Source organism: Pseudoalteromonas sp. S3785 (genome assembly GCF_005887365.1).
GTDB lineage: Bacteria > Pseudomonadota > Gammaproteobacteria > Enterobacterales > Alteromonadaceae > Pseudoalteromonas.
On the sequence record NZ_PNCT01000055.1, the window covers coordinates 48,137 to 71,690 of the forward strand.

The 23,554-nt window shown below is 41.8% G+C and carries 17 protein-coding genes and 1 pseudogene; 3 read left to right on the forward strand and 15 right to left on the reverse strand.

Annotated elements, in window-relative coordinates; translation table 11 throughout:
• Positions 1-151 precede the first annotated feature (151 nt).
• A complete protein-coding gene (locus CWC17_RS14340; RefSeq protein WP_138540943.1) occupies positions 152-2,725 on the forward strand; it encodes a sensor domain-containing diguanylate cyclase in 2,574 nt (857 codons plus the stop codon).
• Here the strand turns inward: CWC17_RS14340 and rep are convergent.
• Entirely contained in the window at positions 2,718-4,736 is a 2,019-nt protein-coding gene (gene rep, locus CWC17_RS14345; RefSeq protein ID WP_055014556.1) for a DNA helicase Rep, read from the reverse strand. The two genes, CWC17_RS14340 and rep, sit on opposite strands and share 8 nt — an antisense overlap.
• A gap of 161 nt (positions 4,737-4,897) precedes the next feature.
• On the opposite strand from rep, the gene ubiK reads away from it, so the two are divergent.
• A complete protein-coding gene (gene ubiK, locus CWC17_RS14350) occupies positions 4,898-5,161 on the forward strand; it encodes a ubiquinone biosynthesis accessory factor UbiK (RefSeq protein WP_138613615.1) in 264 nt (87 codons plus the stop codon).
• Positions 5,162-5,240: 79 nt separating this feature from the next.
• Here the strand turns inward: ubiK and CWC17_RS14355 are convergent, their stop codons facing one another.
• From CWC17_RS14355 to ilvG, 9 genes and pseudogenes are all read right to left on the reverse strand, one after another.
• On the reverse strand, positions 5,241-5,387 hold the full coding sequence (locus CWC17_RS14355; protein WP_212747441.1) for a hypothetical protein: 147 nt from the start codon (positions 5,385-5,387) through the stop codon (positions 5,241-5,243).
• Between the two features lie 314 nt (positions 5,388-5,701).
• Positions 5,702-6,154 (reverse strand): annotated as a pseudogene (locus CWC17_RS14360) (NAD(P)H-binding protein); the annotation flags it as partial.
• 8 nt (positions 6,155-6,162) lie between these two features.
• A complete protein-coding gene (gene can, locus CWC17_RS14365; RefSeq protein WP_055014553.1) occupies positions 6,163-6,822 on the reverse strand; it encodes a carbonate dehydratase in 660 nt (219 codons plus the stop codon).
• A 64-nt stretch (positions 6,823-6,886) separates the two neighbouring features.
• The gene (locus CWC17_RS14370) at positions 6,887-8,062 is read right to left on the reverse strand and encodes a methyltransferase (RefSeq protein ID WP_138613617.1); all 1,176 of its coding nucleotides are present in this window, start codon (positions 8,060-8,062) and stop codon (positions 6,887-6,889) included.
• Positions 8,063-8,124: 62 nt separating this feature from the next.
• Positions 8,125-9,111 (reverse strand): ABC transporter substrate-binding protein, encoded by a 987-nt coding sequence (locus CWC17_RS14375; protein ID WP_138613619.1) that lies wholly within the window; start codon positions 9,109-9,111, stop codon positions 8,125-8,127.
• A gap of 143 nt (positions 9,112-9,254) precedes the next feature.
• Positions 9,255-10,808 (reverse strand): threonine ammonia-lyase, biosynthetic, encoded by a 1,554-nt coding sequence (ilvA, locus tag CWC17_RS14380; RefSeq protein ID WP_138613621.1) that lies wholly within the window; start codon positions 10,806-10,808, stop codon positions 9,255-9,257.
• 2 nt (positions 10,809-10,810) lie between these two features.
• Positions 10,811-12,667: a dihydroxy-acid dehydratase gene (gene ilvD / locus CWC17_RS14385; protein WP_138613623.1), complete on the reverse strand. Its 1,857-nt coding sequence runs from the start codon at positions 12,665-12,667 to the stop codon at positions 10,811-10,813.
• Positions 12,668-12,772: 105 nt separating this feature from the next.
• A complete protein-coding gene (gene ilvM / locus CWC17_RS14390; protein ID WP_138540949.1) occupies positions 12,773-13,015 on the reverse strand; it encodes an acetolactate synthase 2 small subunit in 243 nt (80 codons plus the stop codon).
• Positions 13,012-14,661: an acetolactate synthase 2 catalytic subunit gene (gene ilvG, locus CWC17_RS14395; protein WP_138613625.1), complete on the reverse strand. Its 1,650-nt coding sequence runs from the start codon at positions 14,659-14,661 to the stop codon at positions 13,012-13,014. Before ilvG ends, ilvM begins: the two co-directional genes overlap by 4 nt.
• 699 nt (positions 14,662-15,360) lie before the next feature.
• Between ilvG and CWC17_RS14400 the strand changes: the two genes are divergently transcribed.
• Positions 15,361-16,239, forward strand: coding sequence for a TraB/GumN family protein (locus tag CWC17_RS14400; RefSeq protein ID WP_138613627.1), 879 nt, complete (start codon positions 15,361-15,363; stop codon positions 16,237-16,239).
• Between the two features lie 36 nt (positions 16,240-16,275).
• Here CWC17_RS14400 and CWC17_RS14405 read toward each other — a convergent pair whose 3' ends face one another.
• The 5 genes from CWC17_RS14405 to CWC17_RS14425 form a co-directional block, all read right to left on the reverse strand.
• Entirely contained in the window at positions 16,276-17,688 is a 1,413-nt protein-coding gene (locus CWC17_RS14405) for an ATP-binding cassette domain-containing protein (protein ID WP_138613629.1), read from the reverse strand.
• 77 nt (positions 17,689-17,765) lie between these two features.
• A complete protein-coding gene (locus CWC17_RS14410; RefSeq protein ID WP_138613631.1) occupies positions 17,766-19,490 on the reverse strand; it encodes a response regulator in 1,725 nt (574 codons plus the stop codon).
• Between the two features lie 144 nt (positions 19,491-19,634).
• On the reverse strand, positions 19,635-21,968 hold the full coding sequence (locus tag CWC17_RS14415; protein ID WP_138613633.1) for a fatty acid cis/trans isomerase: 2,334 nt from the start codon (positions 21,966-21,968) through the stop codon (positions 19,635-19,637).
• The gene (locus tag CWC17_RS14420; RefSeq protein ID WP_055014538.1) at positions 21,965-22,330 is read right to left on the reverse strand and encodes a hypothetical protein; all 366 of its coding nucleotides are present in this window, start codon (positions 22,328-22,330) and stop codon (positions 21,965-21,967) included. The genes CWC17_RS14415 and CWC17_RS14420 overlap by 4 nt, the downstream gene beginning before the upstream one ends.
• 118 nt (positions 22,331-22,448) lie before the next feature.
• Complete coding sequence (locus CWC17_RS14425) at positions 22,449-23,249, reverse strand: VOC family protein (protein ID WP_138613635.1); 801 nt, start codon at positions 23,247-23,249, stop codon at positions 22,449-22,451.
• Positions 23,250-23,554: the final 305 nt, after the last annotated feature.

A 23,554-nucleotide genomic window follows, 5' to 3' on the forward strand; every position in this document is an offset into this window, starting at 1 on the left:
TATTTAAAAAAGGTCTATTTTTATAATAGGCCTTTTTTTGTTGCTAAAATAATGTTTTAGTGGCAGTTTTAGGGCATTAGTTACTTGACGATCGCAACTAAAAGTGAAATTATACGTTTAATAAACATACAATAATAAAATAATATGATTCATGTCATCGGAAGATAAGGCCGCTAACCTTAGTAAATTAGCGCATCAGAATAAACGTCTCAGAACGCTATTAGAAAAGTATAAGCAATCTCACCACTTACAAAATGCCTTGATTCAATTATCAGAGCAAGCGAGCTCTGTTGCCGAATTAACCTTACTTTATCCCGCAATCCATGACATTTTACAAGCATACCTACCTAGTAAAAGCTTTTATGTAGTACTTGCTAATCAATATACTCATGCTCTTGAGCTTTCTTATTTTTGCGATGAAAAAGATGGTATATCAGTTGCCCTTAATCAGGATAATAGTTTTGAAGAAGGCGCTACAGGCTATGTTTACAGACTTGGCAGAACCACGTGCTTTACCAAGCAAGAAATGCAAAGCGCTGCTCAAAATGGCTTATTTAAAGCGCTTGGCTCACCTGCAGAACATTGGGTAGGCGTGCCTATCTACCAAGAGCAAAATATTATTGGTGTGCTTGCTGCGCAAAGTTACGACAAACAGCAAGACTACAGCAGCCAGCAAGTGCACTTACTCGAAGTAATGTCTTTATATTTAGCGACAGCAATAGAGCGGGTTAAAAAAAGAGAGTTGCTCGAATCCGAAGTAAAAATTCGTACCCGCGCACTGACACAAAGTAATGAGGCATTAAACCTAGAAATTGAACAACGAAAACGCGCACTACAACGCCAACAAATTCTGTTTAAAATATCGGAGTTGGCAACGCAAGCGCAAAACTTAGATGATGCCTATGTAAAAATTCATCAAATAATAAAAACCATTACATACGCAGAAAACTTATACATTGCACTTTATAACAAAGAAACAGGCTGGATCAGCTTCCCATATTGTGTAGATGAATTTAAAGACAACACCGAGCCTAGAAAGTTTGCAAAAGGTTATAGTGAGCTAGTTATTAGCAGCGAGCAAACCCAACTTATTCACCCAAGTAGAGCTAAAGAGCTGTTAGAAAGTGGTGACGTACAACGAAATAACCCAATACCAGAAGAACAAATGGCCACCAGCTGGCTAGGCGCACCACTTAAAACATCGCAAGGCGTTATCGGCCTGATTGCATGCCAAGCGTACAATAATAAACATATTTTTAGTAAAGATGACTGCGAACTTATTACATTTGTTTCGCATCAAATTGCCACAGTTCTGCAAACAAAGTTAGCCACGCAAGCACTTAAATCTAGCCACCAAGAGTTAGAGTATCGCGTTAATGAAAAAACAAAAGCGTTGCAGCAGGCCAACTTACATTTACAAATGCAAATTGATGAGCGTAAAAAAGTAGAACAACAGCTTTATCATGATGCACATCATGACTCATTAACAGGCCTCCCTAATCGCAGCCTGTTTTTAACCCAGCTAGAAAAAACATTGCAGCATTACCATCGCTTTCCTGAGCACCACTTTGCTGTTTTATTTATTGATTTAGATAAATTTAAAGATATAAACGATCAACTAGGGCACCATGCTGGCGATCAATTTTTAATAAGTGTGGCTGATTTATTTTCCCATTGTATTCGTGAACACGACTTGCTCGCCCGCCTTGGTGGTGATGAATTTGTCATTTTGCTTACCCACTTAACAGAGTTACAACAAGCAGAAGATGTGGCTGATCGCATTATTAATATAATGAAAAAGCCATTTTGCAGTAAAGGTACCTGCGTTCAAAGTGGTGCAAGTATTGGTATAACTTACTCAAATTCGAGTTATCAGCATACCGATGAAATTATTCGCGATGCCGATGCCGCTATGTATTACGCTAAAAATGCCGGCCGCGACCGCTATGAGTTGTTCCATCCACTATTAATGCAGACACTAACAAGTGCAGAATCTCCAGCACAGCACCATCTTGATTCACTTCCGATGAGCTTTAGAAGTGCTGATATTATAAACCTTGATGAGCAACAGCAATCAGAGTCACTGTTTGAAGCATTTGGTGAGCACCCTGTATTAGGTTATACCTGTTTTGAAGTGCTGAAAAAGTTTGCAACCGATAAAGAGCAGCACCTCCAAGTTGAGTTAGAGCTATTGCAACACGCTTACGCCCATGCCTTAGCGGCCAATGTGGCCATGGTATTGATGCCTTGCTCAGGGCTACTTTTAGAAGCGCTTGAATTCAATTTATTTACTGAGGTATTAAGTAAGCTGCAAGGGCAAAGCCAACTGTGTTTACTCTTTGACGACCAAGAAATACGTTACGCCTGTGCAACTCAACTAGAAAACCTTAAAAAACTCTCGCAGCTTGGCTACAGCATTGGCTTAAATAACTTTGCAAAAGACCGCTGTGAGCTAAATGCACTGACCGACATTACCTTCGATTATGTACTACTTAGCTCAACCTTTAGTAAACGCGTACTGCAACAAGAAAGCTTTAACTTGCAATTACAAGGTGTACTGGCAATCACTCAGCTAAAAGGCATAAAAGTCATTGCCAAAGGCCCTTCTATACTCAACTTTAGAGCCTTGCTTGATAAATACGGACTAAACTTATTTGTTGCTAAGCAGCAAGGCTTATCGCAGCCAATAGAGGCTAATAACAACGCTGCGCAGTCTATTAACTAGGTTTTTTCAGCATAGCCCTTAAGTTAGCGACCCGTGCTTGGCCTTTTTCCATGCGCTCAGCTTGCGAGCTGGGGGCTTTTTTGTTTTCAAACGCTAGGTCATCTTGCGGTAACTCTTGCACAAAGCGACTTAGCTCTGTTTGTGAAGTTTCGCCAAACTGACGACGTATTTTTGCATACGTTAGTGTCAGCTCTTGCTGGGCCCGGGTGATCCCTACGTATGCTAAACGGCGCTCTTCATCTACGTTTTCTTCGTCAATACTTACTTGGTGTGGCAATAACCCCTCTTCCATACCAACCATAAATACGTACGGGTATTCTAAGCCTTTAGATGCATGCAAAGTAAGTAACTGTACCGCATCGGATTCATCTTCTTCCTCGTTACGCTCTAGCATATCGCGAAGTGTTAGTTTGCTGACTACTTCTGGTAAGGTCATTGGTTCGTTATCGGCATCGCCGGTGAGCATATCGGTGATCCAACGATACAACTCAGAGACGTTTTTCATGCGCATTTCTGCCGCTTTGGCACTTGGCGATGACTCATATAAATACGCTTCGTAATTAATATTACGCACTAAGTCTTTTACCGCTTCGAGTGTATCGCTACGCACTGCATTATCTGAAAGCTCAACAACCCAACGTGCAAACCCCGAAAGCGCATTTAAACCACGGCCTTTGAGTCGGTAGCCTAAGTCGTTATCAAAACAAGTGGCAAATAAGCTTTGGTGTTTTTCGTTTGCAAGCGTGCCTAGCTTTTCAAGTGTAACGGTGCCTATTTCACGGCGCGGTGTATTAACTATGCGTAAAAATGCGTTATCGTCGTCTTGGTTAACCAATAAGCGTAAATACGCCATAATATCTTTAATTTCTGAGCGCGAAAAAAACGACATTCCGCCACTAATTTTATAAGGAATGCGGTTACTCATTAATGATTTTTCAAAACCGCGTGCCTGGTGATTACCGCGATACAAAATAGCGTAATCTTTATAGCTGGTACGTTTCATAAATTTATGAGAAATTATTTCAGCAACAACTCGCTCGCACTCATGCTCTTCATCCCTACAGCCAATCACTTTAATTGGCTCACCGTAACCAAGTTCACTAAATAGCTTTTTTTCGATATCGTGCGGGTTATTAGCAATTAAAATATTTGCAGCTTTAAGAATGCGCTGGGCACTGCGGTAGTTTTGCTCAAGCTTTATGAGCCTAAGTCCGGGGTAATCTTTACCTAACAGCACTAAGTTTTGGGGACGGGCTCCGCGCCATGAGTAAATAGATTGGTCGTCATCCCCTACCACAGTAAAACGCGCTCGCTCGCCTACTAATAACTTAACAAGCTGGTACTGGCTGGTATTGGTATCTTGGTATTCGTCCACCAGCAAATACCTAAATCGTTGCTGCCAACGCTCTCGTGAGGTGGCATTATTACTAAGTAATAAAGTGGGGATCATGATTAAATCGTCAAAATCCAGTGCGTTATATGCTCGCAGCTGATTTTGATAACGGGCGTAAAGCTGCGCAAATAACGCTTTTTGCGCATCACGTGCTTCGCGTATGGCTTGCTCAGGCAAAATTAATTCATTTTTCCAGCTGCCTATTTGCATCTTAAGTAGGTTTAGTAGGTCTTTATCTTTTTTAAGCTCGTCTTCGGTTAGCTCACCTAACAGCTGGTTAGTATCTTGGTCATCAAACAGTGAAAAACCTTCTTTAAAGCCAAGTGTTTTGAGCTCTTTTTTTATTATTTCCAAGCCTAATGTATGAAAGGTTGATACCCACAACCCTTTTGCCTCTTGCTTATTAAGTGTTTGTAATACACGCTCGCGCATCTCTTTGGCCGCTTTATTCGTAAACGTTACCGCAGCAATATTACGTGCTTTGTACTCGCACTTTTGCACCAAATAAGCAATTTTGTTAGTGATTACGCGCGTTTTACCTGAGCCTGCACCCGCGAGTACTAAACACGGACCACTAATATATTTTACTGCTTCATCTTGTTTTGGATTGAGTTTCATAACGACCATGGAGTTTTAAAAGGCAGCTAATTTTACCGTAACCACAGATACAGGCATAGCCATTAGATTAATTAATTCCATTATGGTGATCATGTATTAAATGCCTTAGGTATAAGGTAATATTAGTCATTATCATTTTAGGGCAACAGCAAGGGACGATTATGATCAATCCAGCAAAACTTGAAGAAATTGCTAAGCAAATCACCAATAACATGCCGCAAGGTGTAAAAAACCTAGCAGATACACTCGAAGGTAAAACCAAACAAGTTTTACAAAGTAAGCTGGCTGAAATGGACTTTGTTAGCCGCGAAGAATTTGATGTGCAAAGCCAAGTACTTATTCGTACTCGTGAAAAACTCACAGAGCTTGAAGCAAAAGTTGTGTTACTAGAACAACAACTAAATGCTAAAAATAACGCCGAGTAGCACGTATTTACGTATGTATACTCAGCCAAAAAAAAGCAGCCAAGGCTGCTTTTTGGCTTTTAACTTAAACATTTATCCACTATGTACTAAACAATGCATCTAATACATAGTATTGCAGTGGTTGTTGCTGCGCCAAACTCACAGCACATATTTTTTGCGCCACTTGCTTGCCCGTAATAGGTTTATAACGGTTTAAAAAAGGAAGTTGAGTAATAACAGGTAACACAAATGCGCCTATTTGCTCAGCTATTCGTGTATCGCTTCGCTCACCGACTAGGGCCTGTTTACCTTTCGAGGTTAAATTTGCAGCAGTCTGTTTGGTATTTAGGCAAGGCAGAGCCTATGTAGTGTGGTTGCTCCCCATAAATAGGCGATAACGACGTATAAATGCCAAACAGGTGCTGCCCTTCGGGTTCTGCCTAGGGGCCATTTACTCTTTGTTACTCGGTTTTTACTTAGCCCACTAGGTTACAAACCTCGCGCCGCGATTAAATGGCCCCTAGATTGAACAAGTTATAACCCTGAAAGGTCAACAGGCCCTAATAAAGACGGCTGGAATATACTTACTTTTGCAAAGCCCAGCGTTTTTATATGCTGCTCAAGCTCGCCTTTCATTTTTAAGTAAGGGCTGATGCTGTGTGCATTAGCGCCACTTGATGACACCAAGCAATAATGGCTCACTGCATTGTTTGCTGCCATTTGCGCCGCAATAAACTGATAATCAAAATCAACTTTACGCTGCGCCGCGATTGAGCCAGCCTGCTTTTTGGTAGTGCCTAAACACGAAAAAAGCACATCCCCTTTAAATAACGCGCAGTAGTTAGTTAAATAATCAAAATCAATAATCTGGTTAGTGAGCTTAGTATGTTTAATGTCTAGCTTACGGCGAGTAATAGCAACCACTTTACAAAACTCAGGGCTTTGCAGTAAAAGCGCTAATAGCTCACTCCCCACAACCCCTGTTGCCCCTATGATTATCGCCGTTTTAGTCATTGCTTAAACTACTCGCAACCGGCTTTAGCGAGTACATGTGCAACGGCTTTTTTATACACCTCGGCTTCTTCATCGGCGCAGGTTACAACCGATGATAAGTCGTGTAAGTGGCCGTTCTCTAATCCATATACCCAGCCATGAATCGTGAGCTCTTGCCCTTTATCCCATGCATCTTGCACTATGTTTGTTCTACACACGTTGCGTACTTGTTCAATAACGTTTAGCTCAATTAAGCGACTTAAACGCTGTTGCTCACCCATTGCATTAAGCTGCGCTAAGTGTTTTTCTTTTACATCGCCAACATGGCGTAACCAATTATCAATAAAACCAAATTTGGCGTTATTTAATACCGCTTGTACACCACCACAGCCGTAGTGTCCCACCACCATAATATGTTTTACTTTAAGCACCTCTACCGCGTACTGCATTACCGATAAACAGTTATGGTCAGTATGTACCACTACATTAGCCACATTGCGGTGTACAAATAGTTCACCTGGTAATAAATCAACAATTTGGTTTGCAGGAACACGCGAGTCGGAGCAGCCAATCCACAAATACTCTGGGTTTTGTTGCATTGATAATATTTTAAAAAACTCAGGATTGGCTTCGGTTGTACGTGCAGCCCAACGTTTGTTGTTTTCGAATAAATTTTTTAGCTTTCTCATTGCATCTCTTATTTAGATTGGGATAGGAATTACACCCCAAAAAAGACAAATAATGAGCGCCTTTTTAGTTGGTGTTTGCAAGAATTAAAATATTGCGAGGAGTTAACTGTTTCTCGCAAAAGGTGCTAACTGAAACATGATAACCTTGCTGTTGCAAATATAAAGCACGATCGAGCACAAGCCAAACTTCTATTGCTCTTCTAAACACATGTCGAACCAGTTCGATTCGCTCTGTCACTTTTTTGCGGGTTTTACCAACAGCTAAAAACTTATCGTAATCAGTATCTTGAGGGATAATTAGAGACTTTTTATCACCCGCCCAAGCGCAAAACTGTGCAAACGAGCCAGAAAATACCGCCTTATTAACCGATGGCACGCTTACGTAAAACTGCTCATTAGTAATTGACTTTCGAAGTGCGTCAAACCCTAAGCGCCATTCCACCTCAGTTTTTCGTATTTTAGCCACACGTGAAGGGGCTGTAACTGTCTCTTGCAGCGCCAACTTTAAATCGCGGTGCGTTAAATTCAGCTTACTGGTAAGGGCAAGCTCACTCATTGCATGGTACTTATTATCAGTAAATAAGTGATAACAGCACGGCGAAAAACTAATACGTTTTACCCTAGCGGCACTGGCGTGTTGCATAAATGTTTGGTGCAGGGCGCCACATGCATGCAGTGCCACCGCATGTGTGTCGGTATTAAAAAAGTGGCTTATATCATCTTCAAGTACATTTGCTTGGCTAAATTGCATCGCTAAACCTTGCTTACGTGCACTGTGCTCTCCTTGCTCACATAGGTGTGCTTGTAGCTCAACACTTCGCACACTTTGCGCCCCGTTATAAGCAAGCATACGCCCTAAGTGGCCTTTGCCCGCGCACCACTCTAAAACAGGTTGCGTTGTAAAAGGCAATGCTGAAACAAAGTCTTGCAGTTGCTCAAACTTACGCCCTTTAATACCGTTACTTATCCAAAACGGGTATTCACTACGTTGCTGCTGGCTTTTTGGTAAATTGCACAGCTCAGGTAGCTGCTCTACCCCGGCAATAAATGGGCTAAAAAATTGATAAAGCTGTTGTTGATCGTTATCAAGCCTTGCGACATCTTCATCTGATAAGTTATTTAACGCCGCTTGTAGCTCAGGCCAGGGTAATTCATCAAAATCAAATGCTGTACATTGCCAATATTCGCGGGTATTCATTAGCACTGCATCGAGTGCTGCAAACTGCTCAGCTAGGTTCATAACAACTTAAAATAGTAAAAAGACGTTTAATTATACCAGTTGCGCAGAGCAGCATTAAGCGGTTATTTTTTTCCAAGTATTAAACGCAAATAAAGGGGGATCGAAATAATACTCACAATAAAGGCGGCTATTAGCATCCACGACAGTTGTAATCGCTCTGGCTCTTGGTATTTATAAACAAACCCAGCTTTGTGCTCGTCAAATTGCATTTGCTTAATGCCATAATAATCTGCAATTAAGCGCCACTTGGCCATCGACATATTCCCTAAATGGGTCGTAGGCGGCATTATGTAGTCTTTCAATACTTCGGCCTCGTAGGCTAGCTGATGAAAACTTTTGTTTGGCGCATACACTTGCTGAGTAATAGCTATGGCTTCATCCATATTCATTAAGGCATAACGCCAACCTTTTAAGCTCGCCTGGTAAAACTTTTCGACCGTTTGCGGGTGCTTTTTAAGCATTGATTCGCTGGTAAATAACACATCACCGTATACATCCATACCATAACGCTGTGGGCATATAAGGCGGTGCGATACCCCTTGCTGAGTCATAAAGTAAGGCTGAGTGGTGACATACACTTGCATTGCATCAAGTTTGTTTTCTTGCCACGCTTGCAGTGCAGGCTCATCGCCTTCGTATACCTCTAAAGTAGCAATATCAATACCGCTGCGTTTAAGCATAACTAGCAGCTCGGTACTGTCTTTTTTACTCACTTCGGTAATACGTTTAGCGGTAAAATCGCGAGGGTGAAAAATATCAGAGCTGTCTTTTACCATCCAACAGTACGGAGAAAACTGTAAAATAGCCGCCATTGCTACAAACGGTTGGCCGTTTACTCTTTGTTGTAAAATACCCGAATGCGCTACGCCAAACTGGGCTTCTCCACTTGCTACAGGTGTGAAAGTGTCAGGCATTTTAGGATTGGCTTCGCGTATGGTTACATCAAGTCCGGCGTCTTTGTAGTAGCCTTTTTGCTGAGCCATATAATAGCCGGCGAACTGAAACTGGTGGGTCCATTTTAGTTGTAAAGTGACTGATTCTTGAGCCATTAGCTGGCTGCAAAAAAGCAAGCTTGCAAGTATTAATCCTTTAATAAGCAACTGAGTGTTCCAAATAGTAGTCATTAGGTGTAACTATATTTAAAACACACAATAAAGCAAGCATGCAAAGGCGCATACTTGCTTATGAAGCCTTAAGCTGAGGCTACGTTACCAACGTTTGAGCTTTGTGGCTGAGAGGTTAAAAACTGCGTAAAACACGGGTTATGTGTTTCGTCTTGCACACTGTAACCTAAGCGGTTTAAGTGCTCGTTAAACATCTCAAATTGGCTAGGCTCAATCGCAAAGCCCGCCAGTACATTTCCGATAGACCCCCCATGATTACGGTAATGGAACAAAGTAATATTCCAATTGCTACCTAGGGTATCTAAAAAGCGTGCTAGAGCGCCTGGGTATTCTGGAAATTCAAACCGTAATAACCTTTCGTGCAACTGCTCAGGTGCTTTGCCCCCTACCATATAACGTACATGTAATTTTGCGAGCTCATTATCTGATAAATCGCAAAATGGGTAGTCGTTGTTAGTTAGGTCTTGTTTTAGCTCGCTGAGTTCTTGCTCACCTTGGCGCAAGGCTATACCCACAAATATTTGCGCTTCACCAGGGCCTGCATAACGGTAGTTAAACTCAGTAATAGCACGGCCCCCTAAAGAGGTGCAAAACTGCTTAAAGCTGCCTTTTTCTTCTTTAATGGTCACAGCGAGTAGCGCTTCGTTTTTTTCACCAAGCGCGGTGCGCTCTGCAACATAACGTAAGCGGTCAAAGTTTAAGTTAGCTCCCGAAAGCACCGCTGCTAAATGCAGCCCTTTTAATCCAGATTGTTGGCTCCATTTTTTAAGCCCTGCGGTGGCAAGCGCACCTGATGGCTCCGAAATTGCGCGAGTAGAGACAAAAATATCTTGCATGGCGGCACAAATTTCATCGCCACTGACAGTTACAACTTCATCGCAAAATTTTTGCGCTAGGCGAAATGTTTCACTGCCAATAATTTTAACCGCTACGCCATCGGCAAAACTGCCAACACGGTCAAGCTCTACTGGCTCGCCCGCTTTAAGCGCAGCTTGTAAACACGCGCTTTCGTCGGCTTCTACGCCAATCACTTTTATATCGGGACGTAATGATTTGATATAAACCGCCATGCCAGCAAGTAAACCACCACCGCCAACAGGGATAAATACCGCATCAAGCTCATTGAGTTGCTGCATAAGCTCGCGAGCCACTGTGCCTTGCCCCACAATTACGTCAGGGTCATCAAAAGGCGGTACAAATACACCATTACGTTGCTCTGTTAATTCAAGAGCGTGTGCTTTTGCTGCATCAAAATGATGGCCATGTAAAACCACTTCACCGCCCAGTGCACGTACCGCACTAACTTTTATTTCAGGCGTGGTAACTGGCATAACAATAGTGGCTTTATGGCCAAGGTGTGAAGCACTAAGCGCCACACCTTGTGCATGGTTACCCGCAGATGCCGTAATAACAACAGACCCTTTTGGTAACTTGTTTAATTTATTATAAGCACCGCGTAACTTAAACGAATAGACGGGCTGTTGATCTTCACGCTTTAACCAAACATGGTTGCCTAATTTATCACTGAGGTGGCGCATTTCGCTGACCTCAGTCACTTTAGCTAGCGGTTCCATATTGGCCTGAATAATAGCGCGAAAATAATCGAGCTCTTGAGAAACCATAATTAGCTAAGCTCCTCCAGTTTGGCTAAATCACGTACTGCGCCTTTATCGGCACTGGTTGCAAGTAATGCATACGCTTTTAATGCCGACGATACATAGCGGTCACGATCAAGCGGCTTATACGCTTGCTTACCACGCGCTAATTGCTTTTGTTTACGTGCTTCTAGCTCTTCATCACTTAATGCAAGGGTGATTTCACGTGTTGCGATATCAATGATAATTTTGTCGCCATTTTCAACATATGCAATAGCGCCGCCACTTGCCGCCTCTGGCGATACGTGACCGATTGATAAACCAGAGGTGCCGCCCGAGAAACGGCCATCGGTGATCAAGGCACATTTTTCAGCAAGGCCTTTTGATTTTAAGTAGCTAGTTGGGTAAAGCATTTCTTGCATGCCAGGGCCCCCTTTAGGACCTTCGTAACGAATAACCACGACATCACCGGCTTTAACTTCATCGTTTAAAATGCCTTCTACTGACTCATCTTGTGACTCATAAACCACAGCGGTGCCTTCAAAATGAAGCATTTCGTCAACAACACCTGCGCTTTTAACAATACAACCATCAACTGCTAAATTTCCTGAAAGTACAGCTAAGCCGCCATCTTGCCTAAAGGCGTGTTCAACACTGCGAATACAACCGTTTTCACGGTCGTTATCGCCTTCATCCCAACGACACTCTTGGCTCATCGCTTTGGTCGTGCGAATACCAGCAGGACCTGCACGATAAAACTTTTGTGCAGCTTCGTTGTTTGGATCCGTAGCATCCCACTTTTTAACAAGCTCACCCATTGTCATACCTGCAACATGGTTTACTGATAAATCAACTAAACCGGCTTTGCCAAGCTCACGTACTATTGCCATCATGCCACCAGCGCGGTGTACATCTTCAATATGGTATTGCGCTGTAGCAGGCGCCACTTTACATAAAAAGGGCGTTTTACGAGATAGCTCGTCAATGTGCGACATATCAAAATCCACACCGGCTTCTTGTGCCGCTGCTAATAAATGCAATACGGTATTAGATGAACCACCCATGGCAATATCAACCACCATAGAGTTCATAAAGGCTGTTTTGTTTGCAATTGCGCGTGGTAGTACGTCGTGATTGTCTTTTTGATAGTACTCGCGGCATAAATCAACAATGCGGGCGCCCGCTTCTACATAAAGCTGCTTACGATCTTTGTGGGTTGCAAGCGTTGTACCGTTACCCGGTAGCGCAAGACCAATAGCTTCTAATAAACAGTTCATTGAGTTGGCAGTAAACATACCTGAACACGAGCCACAAGTAGGACATGCAGAGCGCTCTACTTGCTCTGAATCGGCATCACTGACTGTTTCATCAGCGCCTTTAACCATGGCATCAACTAAGTCGAGTTTAATATCGATGTTAGCAAGCTTTGTTTTACCTGCTTCCATTGGGCCGCCCGATACAAAAATAACCGGTATATTTAAGCGTAGCGCTGCAAGCATCATCCCTGGGGTGATTTTGTCACAGTTAGAAATACAGATCATTGCATCGGCGCAGTGGCCGTTAACCATGTACTCAACCGAGTCGGCAATTAAGTCGCGTGAAGGCAGAGAATAAAGCATGCCACCATGGCCCATTGCGATACCATCATCAATGGCGATGGTGTTAAATTCTTTTGGTACACCGCCCGCTTGGGTGATGGTTTCAGCCATTAGCTCACTAAGCTGATTAAGGTGTACGTGCCCGGGCACAAATTGCGTAAACGAGTTAACTACAGCAATAATTGGTTTACCAAAGTCTGTGTCGGTCATGCCTGTTGCGCGCCATAATGCACGTGCGCCTGCGCGTTTACGTCCTTCAGTTGTTGTTGCACTTCTTAATTTAGCCATAGTTACCTCTGTTTTGCCGCTGCGTAAGCGGGCATTCCTCATTCTAAAAATTGTTGAGTTACTGAAGGTTATACTCAGTAACGCGTAAATGTGTTTCGTTGGCAGTTACACTGCTTGTTGCTGTAAATTTTCTAAGCTGATTTCTTTCACGTCTACCAACTTGTTTAGCTGGCTGGTTAATAGATGAATCGGCTTATCGCTATCGACCGTCATTGCTATCGTATAATGAGCTTCATCTGTATTAAGCTGAAAATGCGTAAGGTCAAAACCACGGTGACGCACAACACGTAAAAAGCGCTCCACCGCAATACTTTGATTTTTAAGTGCAATCGTTAAGCTGTGTTTCATTGTGCTTTCTCCGTAATCATTTCGTCATTTGCAGCCCCAGGTGGTACAAGCGGCCATACGTTTTCTTTATCGTCTATACAGGCATGTAAAATATACGGGCCCTTGCTATTAACTAATGCTGTTATTGCATCGTCAACTTCGTTGGCTTTGGTGATCGTTTGCCCAGGAATACCAAATACTGCGGCTAATTGAACAAAATCAGGGTTATCTGACAGGTTTGTTTCCGAGTAACGACCTTCAAAAAACAGCTCCTGCCATTGACGAACCATGCCTAAGCGTTGGTTATCTAATATCAGTATTTTTACCGGTAAATTATTACGGCGAATAGTGGCAAGCTCTTGAATATTCATCATGATTGAGCCATCACCCGACACCGTTATTACAAAATCGTCTGGGCGTGCTACTTGCGCGCCAATAGCAGCTGGTAAGCCAAAGCCCATAGTACCTGCGCCACCACTACTTAAATGATTGCTTGGGTGGTTAAATTTCATGTGTTGCGCTACCCACATTTGATGCTGGCCCACATCGCAGCACACTACGCCAGTTTTTGGCATATGCTGGCTTAATTGGTTCAATAAATACGGGGCAAATACTTTTTCGCCCGGGTAGTCGTAACGCCATGCATGTTTTTCGCTCATGAGTTTATTTGTATCGCACCATGCTTTAGGTGTTACAACACACTCAAGTGCGGGTAATGAGGTTTTTAAATCAGCAATTAAAGACGCTTTAGCGGGTTTGCGTTTACCTACTTCGGCCGCATCAATATCTAAGTGGATTACTTTTGCTTTGGCAGCAAATTTAGCTAAGTTACCGGTTACGCGGTCATCAAAGCGCGCGCCTATACATACAAGCACATCACACTCTTGTACTGCTACATTAGCTGCTTGTGTGCCGTGCATGCCCAGCATTCCTAAGTAATGTTCGTAATCAGGTAATACACTGCCTAGCGCTTTTAATGTTGATACCGCTGGCATTTGTGTTTTATTTAAAAACTGCATTAACTCATTTTGCGCATCAGCGGCTTGCACGCCACCACCTACATACGCGACAGGCTGCTTTGCCTCACTTAATAGCTGATTTGCAATGGCCACTTGGTTTAGATCAAGCTGGGGTAAATATTCATCAGCGGCTAACCACGGTTTAAAAGGCACTTGCGCCATTTGAATATCTTTTGGAATATCTACAAGCACTGGGCCTGGTCGACCACTTTGCGCTAAGTGCATCGCTTCTTGCAGTACTTCGGCTAAGTCTTCTGGACGCTCTACCATATAGCTGTGTTTTGTACACGATAGTGACATACCTAGTACATCGACTTCTTGAAATGCATCTGAGCCAATAGCGGCAGTGGGTACTTGGCCGGTAATTGCTAACAATGGTACTGAGTCCATCATCGCATCGGCAAGTGCGGTTATTAAGTTAGTAGCACCTGGGCCTGAAGTAGCAAAACAAACACCTAATTTGCCTGTGCTGCGGGCATAACCCACTGCGGCAAAGCCAGCACCTTGCTCGTGACGAGTAAGGTAATGCTTTACAGGCGCGCCATACAGCGCATCATAAATAGGCATAATAGCTCCGCCAGGGTAGCCAAATACCTCATTTACGCCGTGCTTGGCTAATAAATCGATTGTTAGTTCTGCGCCTGTCATTAATTAATCCTCATTCCTCAGTGACAACCCAATTACCTGCTTACTTAAAACTTATAGCTAAAATCTTTAAAACTTTGTGCTTAAAACTAAAAAGCCCTCCGAACGGTTAGGTGCGGAGGGCTTTTTAATGCTTAAGTTTATAGCACTACGAAGCCCTCGCGGGAATAATCACCACGATAATAATCAGGACTAGGTTAAGTGCATTTGTAAGCATGTAATTAATACCAAAATGTGTTCATTTGTTACGAAGTAATACTCTTCGCTCTGTATTTGTATTTGTACCGCGCTGAGGCGAGTAAGTCAACACCAAACTTAATTCAACAAAAGTGTGAAAATTGACTTTAAAAGGATTTTAAATTCAGAATAAAAGGAACAATTGAAAAATTTATACCTTAATTTGCATCAAGTAAATTCACTAACCACATAATAGCCATATAGGGCTTGATTAATTTTTGATACATTGCAGTACAAATAGCAGCACAGCACGGTAAATAACTTAAGACTTCACTAATCGGGCAGGGTTAACCCACTAGCGCTATTGCATTCTGCTTAATCGCATTCAGTCCGCTTAAATATGGCTCTTAGTGCAACTAAACTCAAAAGCGCATTTAAAAGTGTTTAATATAACCAAATAGGTTTATTAAAGCGCTTTAATTTAAGCTAGTATTTATGCAATTCAATTAAATTTAAGGACAAACCATGCAAGCCCTCACTCGAATTAGTCAGTTTTTTATACTGGCACTTTTTATAGCAACTAGTTTTAATAGTGTCGCAGCGCCGGCACTGTTCAAAGTAGAAAAAAACGGTACTAGCTCTTACTTGTTTGGCACGGTTCATGTGGGTGACGCTAGCATGAAAGGTTTACCAGAAAAAATAACGAAGGCCATAGATCAAAGCGAGCAAGTTATTGTTGAAGTAGATATTAGTAAACTCACACCACTGCAAATGCAGCAGCGTTCAATGCCCTTTATGATGCTTAAAGATGGCAAAACATTACAAACAGAACTATCAAAACAAAACTACAATAAGCTTAAAGATTACTTTGCTAAAAAGTCGATTGATATTGCCATGTTTAACGGCCTCAAACCTTGGGCTGTAATGGTAACCATGATGCAAATTGAATTTCAAAATGCAGGGTTTTCCGACCAAACAGGTATAGACAAGCAAGTACTTGCTTACGCTAAAAAGCAAAATATCACGATTGGAGAGTTAGAAACGCTAGAGCAGCAACTGCAAATGTTTGATGGTATGGCGCTATTAAGCAACGAAATGATTGAAGAAACCTTTGAGCAGCTTGCCGATATTAACACCTACTTTATCAAGCTCGTAAACGCGTGGAAAAATGGTGATATGGAAACCCTTACCGAGTACTACAACATGAGTTTTGACGATAGTAATTATGGTGAAATAAGCGAGCAAGTAATGCTAGTAAACCGTAATGATAAATGGGTGGAGCAATTAGTGCCTCGCTTGGCTAACGAAAAACTCTTTATTGCGGTAGGTGCACTTCACTTGCCAGAGCAACACGGTTTAATTAAACAGTTAACTGATGCAGGCTTTACTATTACTCGCCTATAAAGTGATGCTAAAGGTTGGGCATATTCAGCCCAGCCTTTAATTAAAATCTTCCATTTTTAAATAATGCTCAATCCCTTTAATTTTGTCTGCCGCATGGTGATTCACGTAAATCACAGTACTTGTTTTGGCGGCACACACTTTCTCGATTAATACTAACACCCGCTGCCTATTTGCTTCATCAAGCCCTAGGCAAGGCTCATCTAAAATAAGTAACGTGGGGTGTTTTATCATGGCGCGCACAATTAATAGCATGCGCTGATCGCCATACGAAAGTTGCGTAAATGGGCTATTTTGTTTATCGCTTAACCCAATCAGCGCTAACCATTGCTTAGCTGTATTTACCTGTGACTCTGTTGGCTTTTGATATAAGCCAATGCTGTCAAAAAATCCAGAAATAACCGTATTAAGCGCTGAAATACTTACTCGATAATCCATATGCAGCGCATTTGATATAAAGCCAATATGCTGTTTTATATCCCAAATACTTTCACCCGTACCACGTTTAAATCCAAACACTTCAATATCGTTGCTATAGCATTGAGGGTTATCGCCGGTTATTAAATTTAATAAGCAGGTTTTACCTGAGCCATTTTTACCACTTAATTGCCAGTGTTGATGTTTATTAATTTGCCAAGTGAGGTTTTTAAATACATCAACCCCAGCGTAGCTCACCTTAGCATTAGTAAGCTTAACCAATGTATCGGCGGTATACTCTGCTCGGGCTTGGGGGTCATCCGGTTGAGGTATTTCTAAAGTGGTATGAGTTAAATGCAGTAGCTTGAGCAAATCAGCACGCTGCTCTGCAGTTGGCTTATTGAGTACTTGCTGCAACTGCCCCTGATTTACATAACCGTAGTGAGTAATAAAGGGCGGAATTTCATCAAGCCTATTTAACACAAACACAAAGTTAATTGTTGAGCTAAGTGTTTCTAATAAAGTGTTTAGCACCTCACACGAATGTTTATCTAAGCCGTCATATGGCTCATCTAGCACCACTAAATCAGCATCACTACTCAACGCATTTATAAGAAGGAGTTTACGGGTTTCGCCAGTAGAGAGATCCCTAAAATTCCTCTTTAAAAGGGCGCTGTAATTAAAAGCATCTATTAGCTTTATGCGTAGCTCACGGTTGTAACTAGCATTTTGAGGAAAAATAAAATCTTTTACTAAGCTGTGGTGTTCATGTTCAATTTCATGCTTGATTAACTGTTTTTGCACATCAGATGACACAAGCTGCGTGTTATTAAATGTACTTTTAAAAGTACCACTTTGCTGCTTAGCCTCTCCCGTTAATGCGGCGCTCAATGCCGATTTACCTGCGCCATTAGCCCCTAATAATAGCCAGTGCTCGCCAGCATTCACTTGCCAACTTAAGTCATTAATTGTGTAGCGGCTTTTACCTTGCCCCTGTAAATAACCATTAAATTGTTCAAATACAATACTTTGCACAATACTGCCTTCACCATAAGCTAAATAAACAACTTAACGTATAGTAAATTACTTTAGCAAGCGTATTTAATTGCGTATTAATTTATTTCATTAGCTATGCAAACATTTACCAATGCATCAGCCACTGCCTGCTTACTTATGGGTTTATGAATATGCTCACTCGCGCCATATTCATAAATTAAGTCCATGTCTTCGGCTGAGGTATTTGCGGTAACCACTATGATGGGCATGGTTTTATTTAGCTCTTTGCGTATTTTTTTAGTTGCTTCAAAGCCATCCATTATCGGCATGTTTAAGTCCATAAAAACCACATCATAGTCAGTTTTAGATACCTTTTCACAGGCTTCTAGGCCATTTACAACGCATTCATAGTCCACGCCTAACGTTTTTAAAATACGTGTGAGTAACAAGGTATTTAATTCGTTGTCCTCAACTACAAGGCAAAAAAGCTTTTTTTCGACCCCTTTTTCTGTTTGTTTATTGGTAATTTCAATTGGTAAATTGAGCGTAACGTGTGCACCGTGCATTGCATTGTTTTTAAATGCGAGCGTGCCATGAAGGGCTTTAACAACATACTGCGCCCGTGTTAATCCCGTTCTTAATCCTTGAAAGTGGTTAGTTTGCTTAAATGAATCAAACTCCAGTTCGGTTATTTCATTAGCAAAACCACACCCACTATCGCTGACTGTTAAATGTAACTGCGAGCTTTGCATGTGTGCTGTAACTTCAACTTTCCCCTTCTGCGTAAACTTAATAGCGTTGCTAATTAGCTCGGTTAATACATGCTGTAAGCGCTGATGATCTAACTTGCAAAAACAATTAAGGGAATCATCAAAATGAGTAATTAACTTAAGCCCTTTTTGCTGCGCTGCGTATTCATACGCTAACACCACTTTGTTTATTGACTCTAGAAGGTTTTCGTTTTTAAGAATTGGTGCCCACTTACCCGTGCTGAGTGCTTGTAAATCTTGTAGCTCATCTAACATAGATAAAAGTCTGAGAGCGCAGTAGCTTGCTTGCGTTTTAATATTTTGCTGCTCGGCATTGATGGTGAGCTCATCTATCGATGTAATTAAGCCTTGCAACGGGGTTCTAAACTCGTGGCTTGCTCTAGCAATAAAGTGCTCTTTGTTTTGGCTCATTTGCGCTACAAAGTCTTTTTGTTTTTGAAGAGCGACCAAAGTGCGCTCTACCTCTTTTTCCATCGGCATAAACACAAACCTTAGCTCAATAAGCAGTAACACCATGGCCAGTAGCCAACATAACAGCTCTAAATTAGACACGCGGTTAACTTTTTTTAATGCATGCCGTTCAAATAAGGTCACTGCACGGTCAAGTTTGGCAAGTAGGTTTTCTACATGTGCTACGCTGAGCACCTGTGTGTCTATTTCTCCTTTTTGGTATAGCAACCAACTAGCCTGGGTAATAAACGTATTCACTTCGTTATCGAGATTAGCTGGTTCAGAGAAATATAACTTTACTAATTCTGGCGTTAGGTAGCGATAACTGTCGCCTTGCTTTGTAAGCAATACCGCATGAGCTGTTTTGAATTGGGAGAGAGATTGCTCGAGTGAAGAGGTGTGGGTAGCCACATCGATTCGAGACGAAAGCAGTGCATTACTATGCCAAGCAATTTTTTGCGAGAGCATACGCTGCTTACCCGCCATATTAATTATTTTAGCGTCGTACTTTTGTACAGAAAAACCATACTGCAGCAATAAGGCTGAGCCACTTATTAATAATGCTATAGCGATTAACGCCCATCGGTAGCGCTGTCTCAGATTGGCAATTATTTTAAACATACAAGGCCGCTTTTTATTTTAAGTGTAGCCTATATATACAAAACTCAACATCAGCTTTAGTAATTATATAAATAAAAAGCCCAGTAAATTACTGGGCTAAATGTATTACATTAGGCGCAATGCTCTCATTAGAGAGCGCTACGATTATCGATTTTCTAAGCGGTTATAATCGAACATACCAAACTCTACACCGCGATAATCTTTAGCTACCTTATGCAGTATGTCGCTGTATTTCCAAAATTCGGGGTGTGAACGGCGAATACCAAATTTTACTTTTAAAGCGGCATAATCAGCTTCAATTTGCATCATAGGTAATAGCTGTGCAAATTCACCCACTTCATTTTGATCATTTAAATACCAAATAGCCGCAGGGTAATCGCCAATAAAGCCTGGCACTAGGGTGGCGGTATCTTCATCATAAGCGCGCTGACCATCTTCATTTAATAAGCTGGAAATATTGTAATGCGCGTTGTGGTGAATAAGCGTGTAAGCTTTATGTGAAGCATCGTCTTGCTTAACCAAAATATACGATAACTGCGGTAATAAATTTATCGCTTTAGCGGGCATATTGTTTAGTGCATTTAATGGCGTGGGTACTTTTGTGTAGTCGTAGTGCTCACTCAGTACTGGCGCTAAAGTTTGCTTAACTAAGCCATACAGCTCATGCTGTGGATCATCCGTTTTATATTCAATACCGCTAGGTTGGCTAAACTCTCGGTTGTTTTTAAAAAACTTAGATAAGCTTGGTGGCGACTTTCTATACCAACTCTTTTTAATTTGATGGCGCTTAGCTTCAGGTAATAACGCTAAAAAGTTTTGCTCCCCTTCTAAACGTAAAAAGTCCATGTACAAACGGGTCACTAATTGGTGGCCAATATTTCCATAGACATCAAAGCCAGCAACAAGTAGGTAATGAATACGCTCAAACAACGCATAGTCTAAAACCCACATAGTTTTAGGCTCTTGCCCAATAAACCCTTTTACTACAGTAGCACTATCAAAATGGCGAAATATGGTAAGCGCAGCATTTTTGTTATGGCCTTCACCTTTCCATAATAGGTCGGTGGTTAAATGCTCTCCATTTTTAAACATTTCGTTAGCAAGCTTAACTTTAGCCTGTAAGTACTTTTTCTCGCGCACTGAATATTTAACCCAGTTGGAGATAGGCAATGCATTGCTTTCCTCTGCTGCAGGCAGCTCAAGTGCCTCTTCATGTTGTAATAACATATCTTCAACAGCGGGCGTCGCGACTTTTTTCGGGTCTGCAAAAGCCACCCAAAAGTGATCGTTAATCACATTAAGTGCTATTTGCCCCCGACACACAGGCCCCTTAATAAAGCCCATTATGATTAGCTCAGCTTCATCAAGCATAAACTGATACTTAGCTTCAATAGGGATCACTTCAAACGTTTTAAAAGGGTTAGATGCTGATTTAGGCTCGTAACTAGGCATTTTAGTTACCGTATACTCAGGGGCAATAAATTGCTCATAAATACGTGCAAGCTTGGCGTCATCAAGTCTTAATGGCAAATGTGTTTTTGATAAAACGGTTGAGCGATCTTGTAATAAGCGATAGTAAACACGACTCACTTTTGGATCATCATATGGTCGGCGCGTATTAATTAGCTTAATTTCTTCGCCTGGCGGCGTACTTGAGCGAACGAGTTTAAAAAAGTTCTGAGGGTTATCAGAATCAAAGTAAATATGGGCTAAAAACCAGTGCTCGTAAATATAACGTGCAGCTAATTGGTATTTTAAGCTGTCTTGATTTAAAAAAGCTTCCCAGTTTTTAACGTTTGTTAGCTCGGTTTCGGTGGGCGGTTTAATATGCGCCATTTTTCCACCCTCTTTGAGCCACTTTTGTAAATGATAAAACTCTTTACTAGACACCCCTGGTAAACCGTAAGGCATGCCGCCGTGAGGCTGCTCTGCAGCTAAACGATCAAATTCGCCAATAGTCGCGCATGTTTGCGAGCGACTAAGCGAAAAATCAAACTCATCGTCAAGAATTTCGTTCTCTGGCAAAGGTGCACTTTGTTTAAGTACTAATGAATTAAACAATACCCCACCTGCAAGGTTTGCTTCTGGGGTTTGGTTACGTTCATTAAGGACCGGAGTAAACCCTTTTTTACGCCATTGCTCTGTACTCGTTGCATCAAATAATAACCGGCTTGGCGTACTTGCTAACAACCGTGTACCATCATAAACCAGCTCTTTGCTCAGCCCCCTATCTATCCCTTCAGGCGAAGAAAGTTTTAACTGGCAAGGCGCATCATAACAGCCATGACACACCACACAACGTGTATCAAGTACTGGCTTTACGTTTTGCAAAAACTCAGCACCAGCACCGGTATCGTGCGGCACAATTCGCTGCTGTGTTTGTTCATTACCAAATAAATCATTGTAATGGGCATTACCTAAATAAGCACACCCACTGAGAATAATAAGGACGAGTGTGCTGATCAGAATTTTTTTCATTCTTCGTCCTCATCACCGAGGTCGAAGGTCGGCATCATGTCCATTTGCGGAGAGACAAAAGTCTGGTTGTCCTGGGTATTTAACACCACACTTAGCAGTGGGCCGTGGGTCAGCGTTATTTGTGCATCGTGCTCGTGATTTAATACTCCATTAAATTCACTACTATGCAGCTCAAGTGCATACTCTTTTAAACTAATAGCAATACTGCTATCGGGTGCTGGGTTTTGGCATATCTGCGTCAGTAGCTCATCATTAAGAGCGAAGGAAATGTCTAAATCAGGCTTTTCTACATCTCGCTCACTAAGCGACTCATTTAAAATAAATAACGGTAAGGTTAATTTACTGTCTTGTTCAAATTCCATTATGCTCTCTTGCTAACTGACGGTGTAATTACCCGTCATTATAGCAAAAAAGAACATAATTACTGCGCCTAAATCACCACACTAAAGTTTAAAATTTAGCCGTAAACGTTGCTGATAGTTAAGTTTTAATATCATCCATTGCCGATTCAATGATAGAAAAAACAGCGCCTTGAGGGTCGCAAATAACACTAAAACGCCCTACATCAGGAATATCTGTAACAGGTACGCACACCTGCCCTCCAAGGCTCGCCACTTTTTTTACATAGCTATCGCAGTTATCTACAGCAAAGTAAATCATCCAGTGAGGAGGGATGTCTTGAGGCCATTCATCAGTCATTTGTAGCATGCCCGCTACAGGCTTGCCCGCAACTAAAAACAAGGTGTAATCCATCCCCTCCATTGGCTTTATTTCGCTTTGCCAGCCCAGTAATTCACAATAAAAATGACGACTCGTTTCACTATCGCGCGTTGCCATTTCATGCCAATAAGGCGTGTTGAGCTCGCCAGGACGCTTACACCCTATATGCTCTTTACCTTGCCATAACGCCACCGTGGCACCCGCAGGATCCTTTAGCATTAACATACGTCCCGCATTCATCACATTATGCGGGCCCGCTATAATTTTAGCGCCGAGCTCTTGCGCCTTCATTGCACATGCATCAACATCATCCACTGCAATATAGGTCAACCAGTAGCTAGGTATGGAATCAGCCACTTGCTCTTTAGGCATTTGATACATGGCTGCAATATCGTCACCTTGCTTTTGTAGCATAGTGTAATACTCATCATCGCCAATGGGTTGATCGTCACTTCCCCACTCAAACAACGCAGTATAAAAAGCCTTCCCTTCTTGCCAGTTGTGAGTACACAGTTCAGCCCAGCAAAATACACCTTGTGGATAGTTATTTTTATTATTCATTGTCCATTTCCTGTTGTAAATTTAAGCCATTTTTAGCTTAGGCTAATACCCTGTAAGTGTCGATAGTTATTCACTGAATAAGCCCTCTTACACACCAGTGACCACTTCCACTTGGGATTTGTAAAGCCGACCCAAACAACATTATTTACATTAACGCCAAGCAGCTAAAAGCTGATAGCTAAAAACTAATCACTTTTATTCAGGCATTAAAAAAACCGAGGCTAAGCGCGGGTTTTTTTAGTATTAATTAGCTAGGCTAATTATTACTCAACAAAATATTATACAAAGAACATAACCGAAAATGT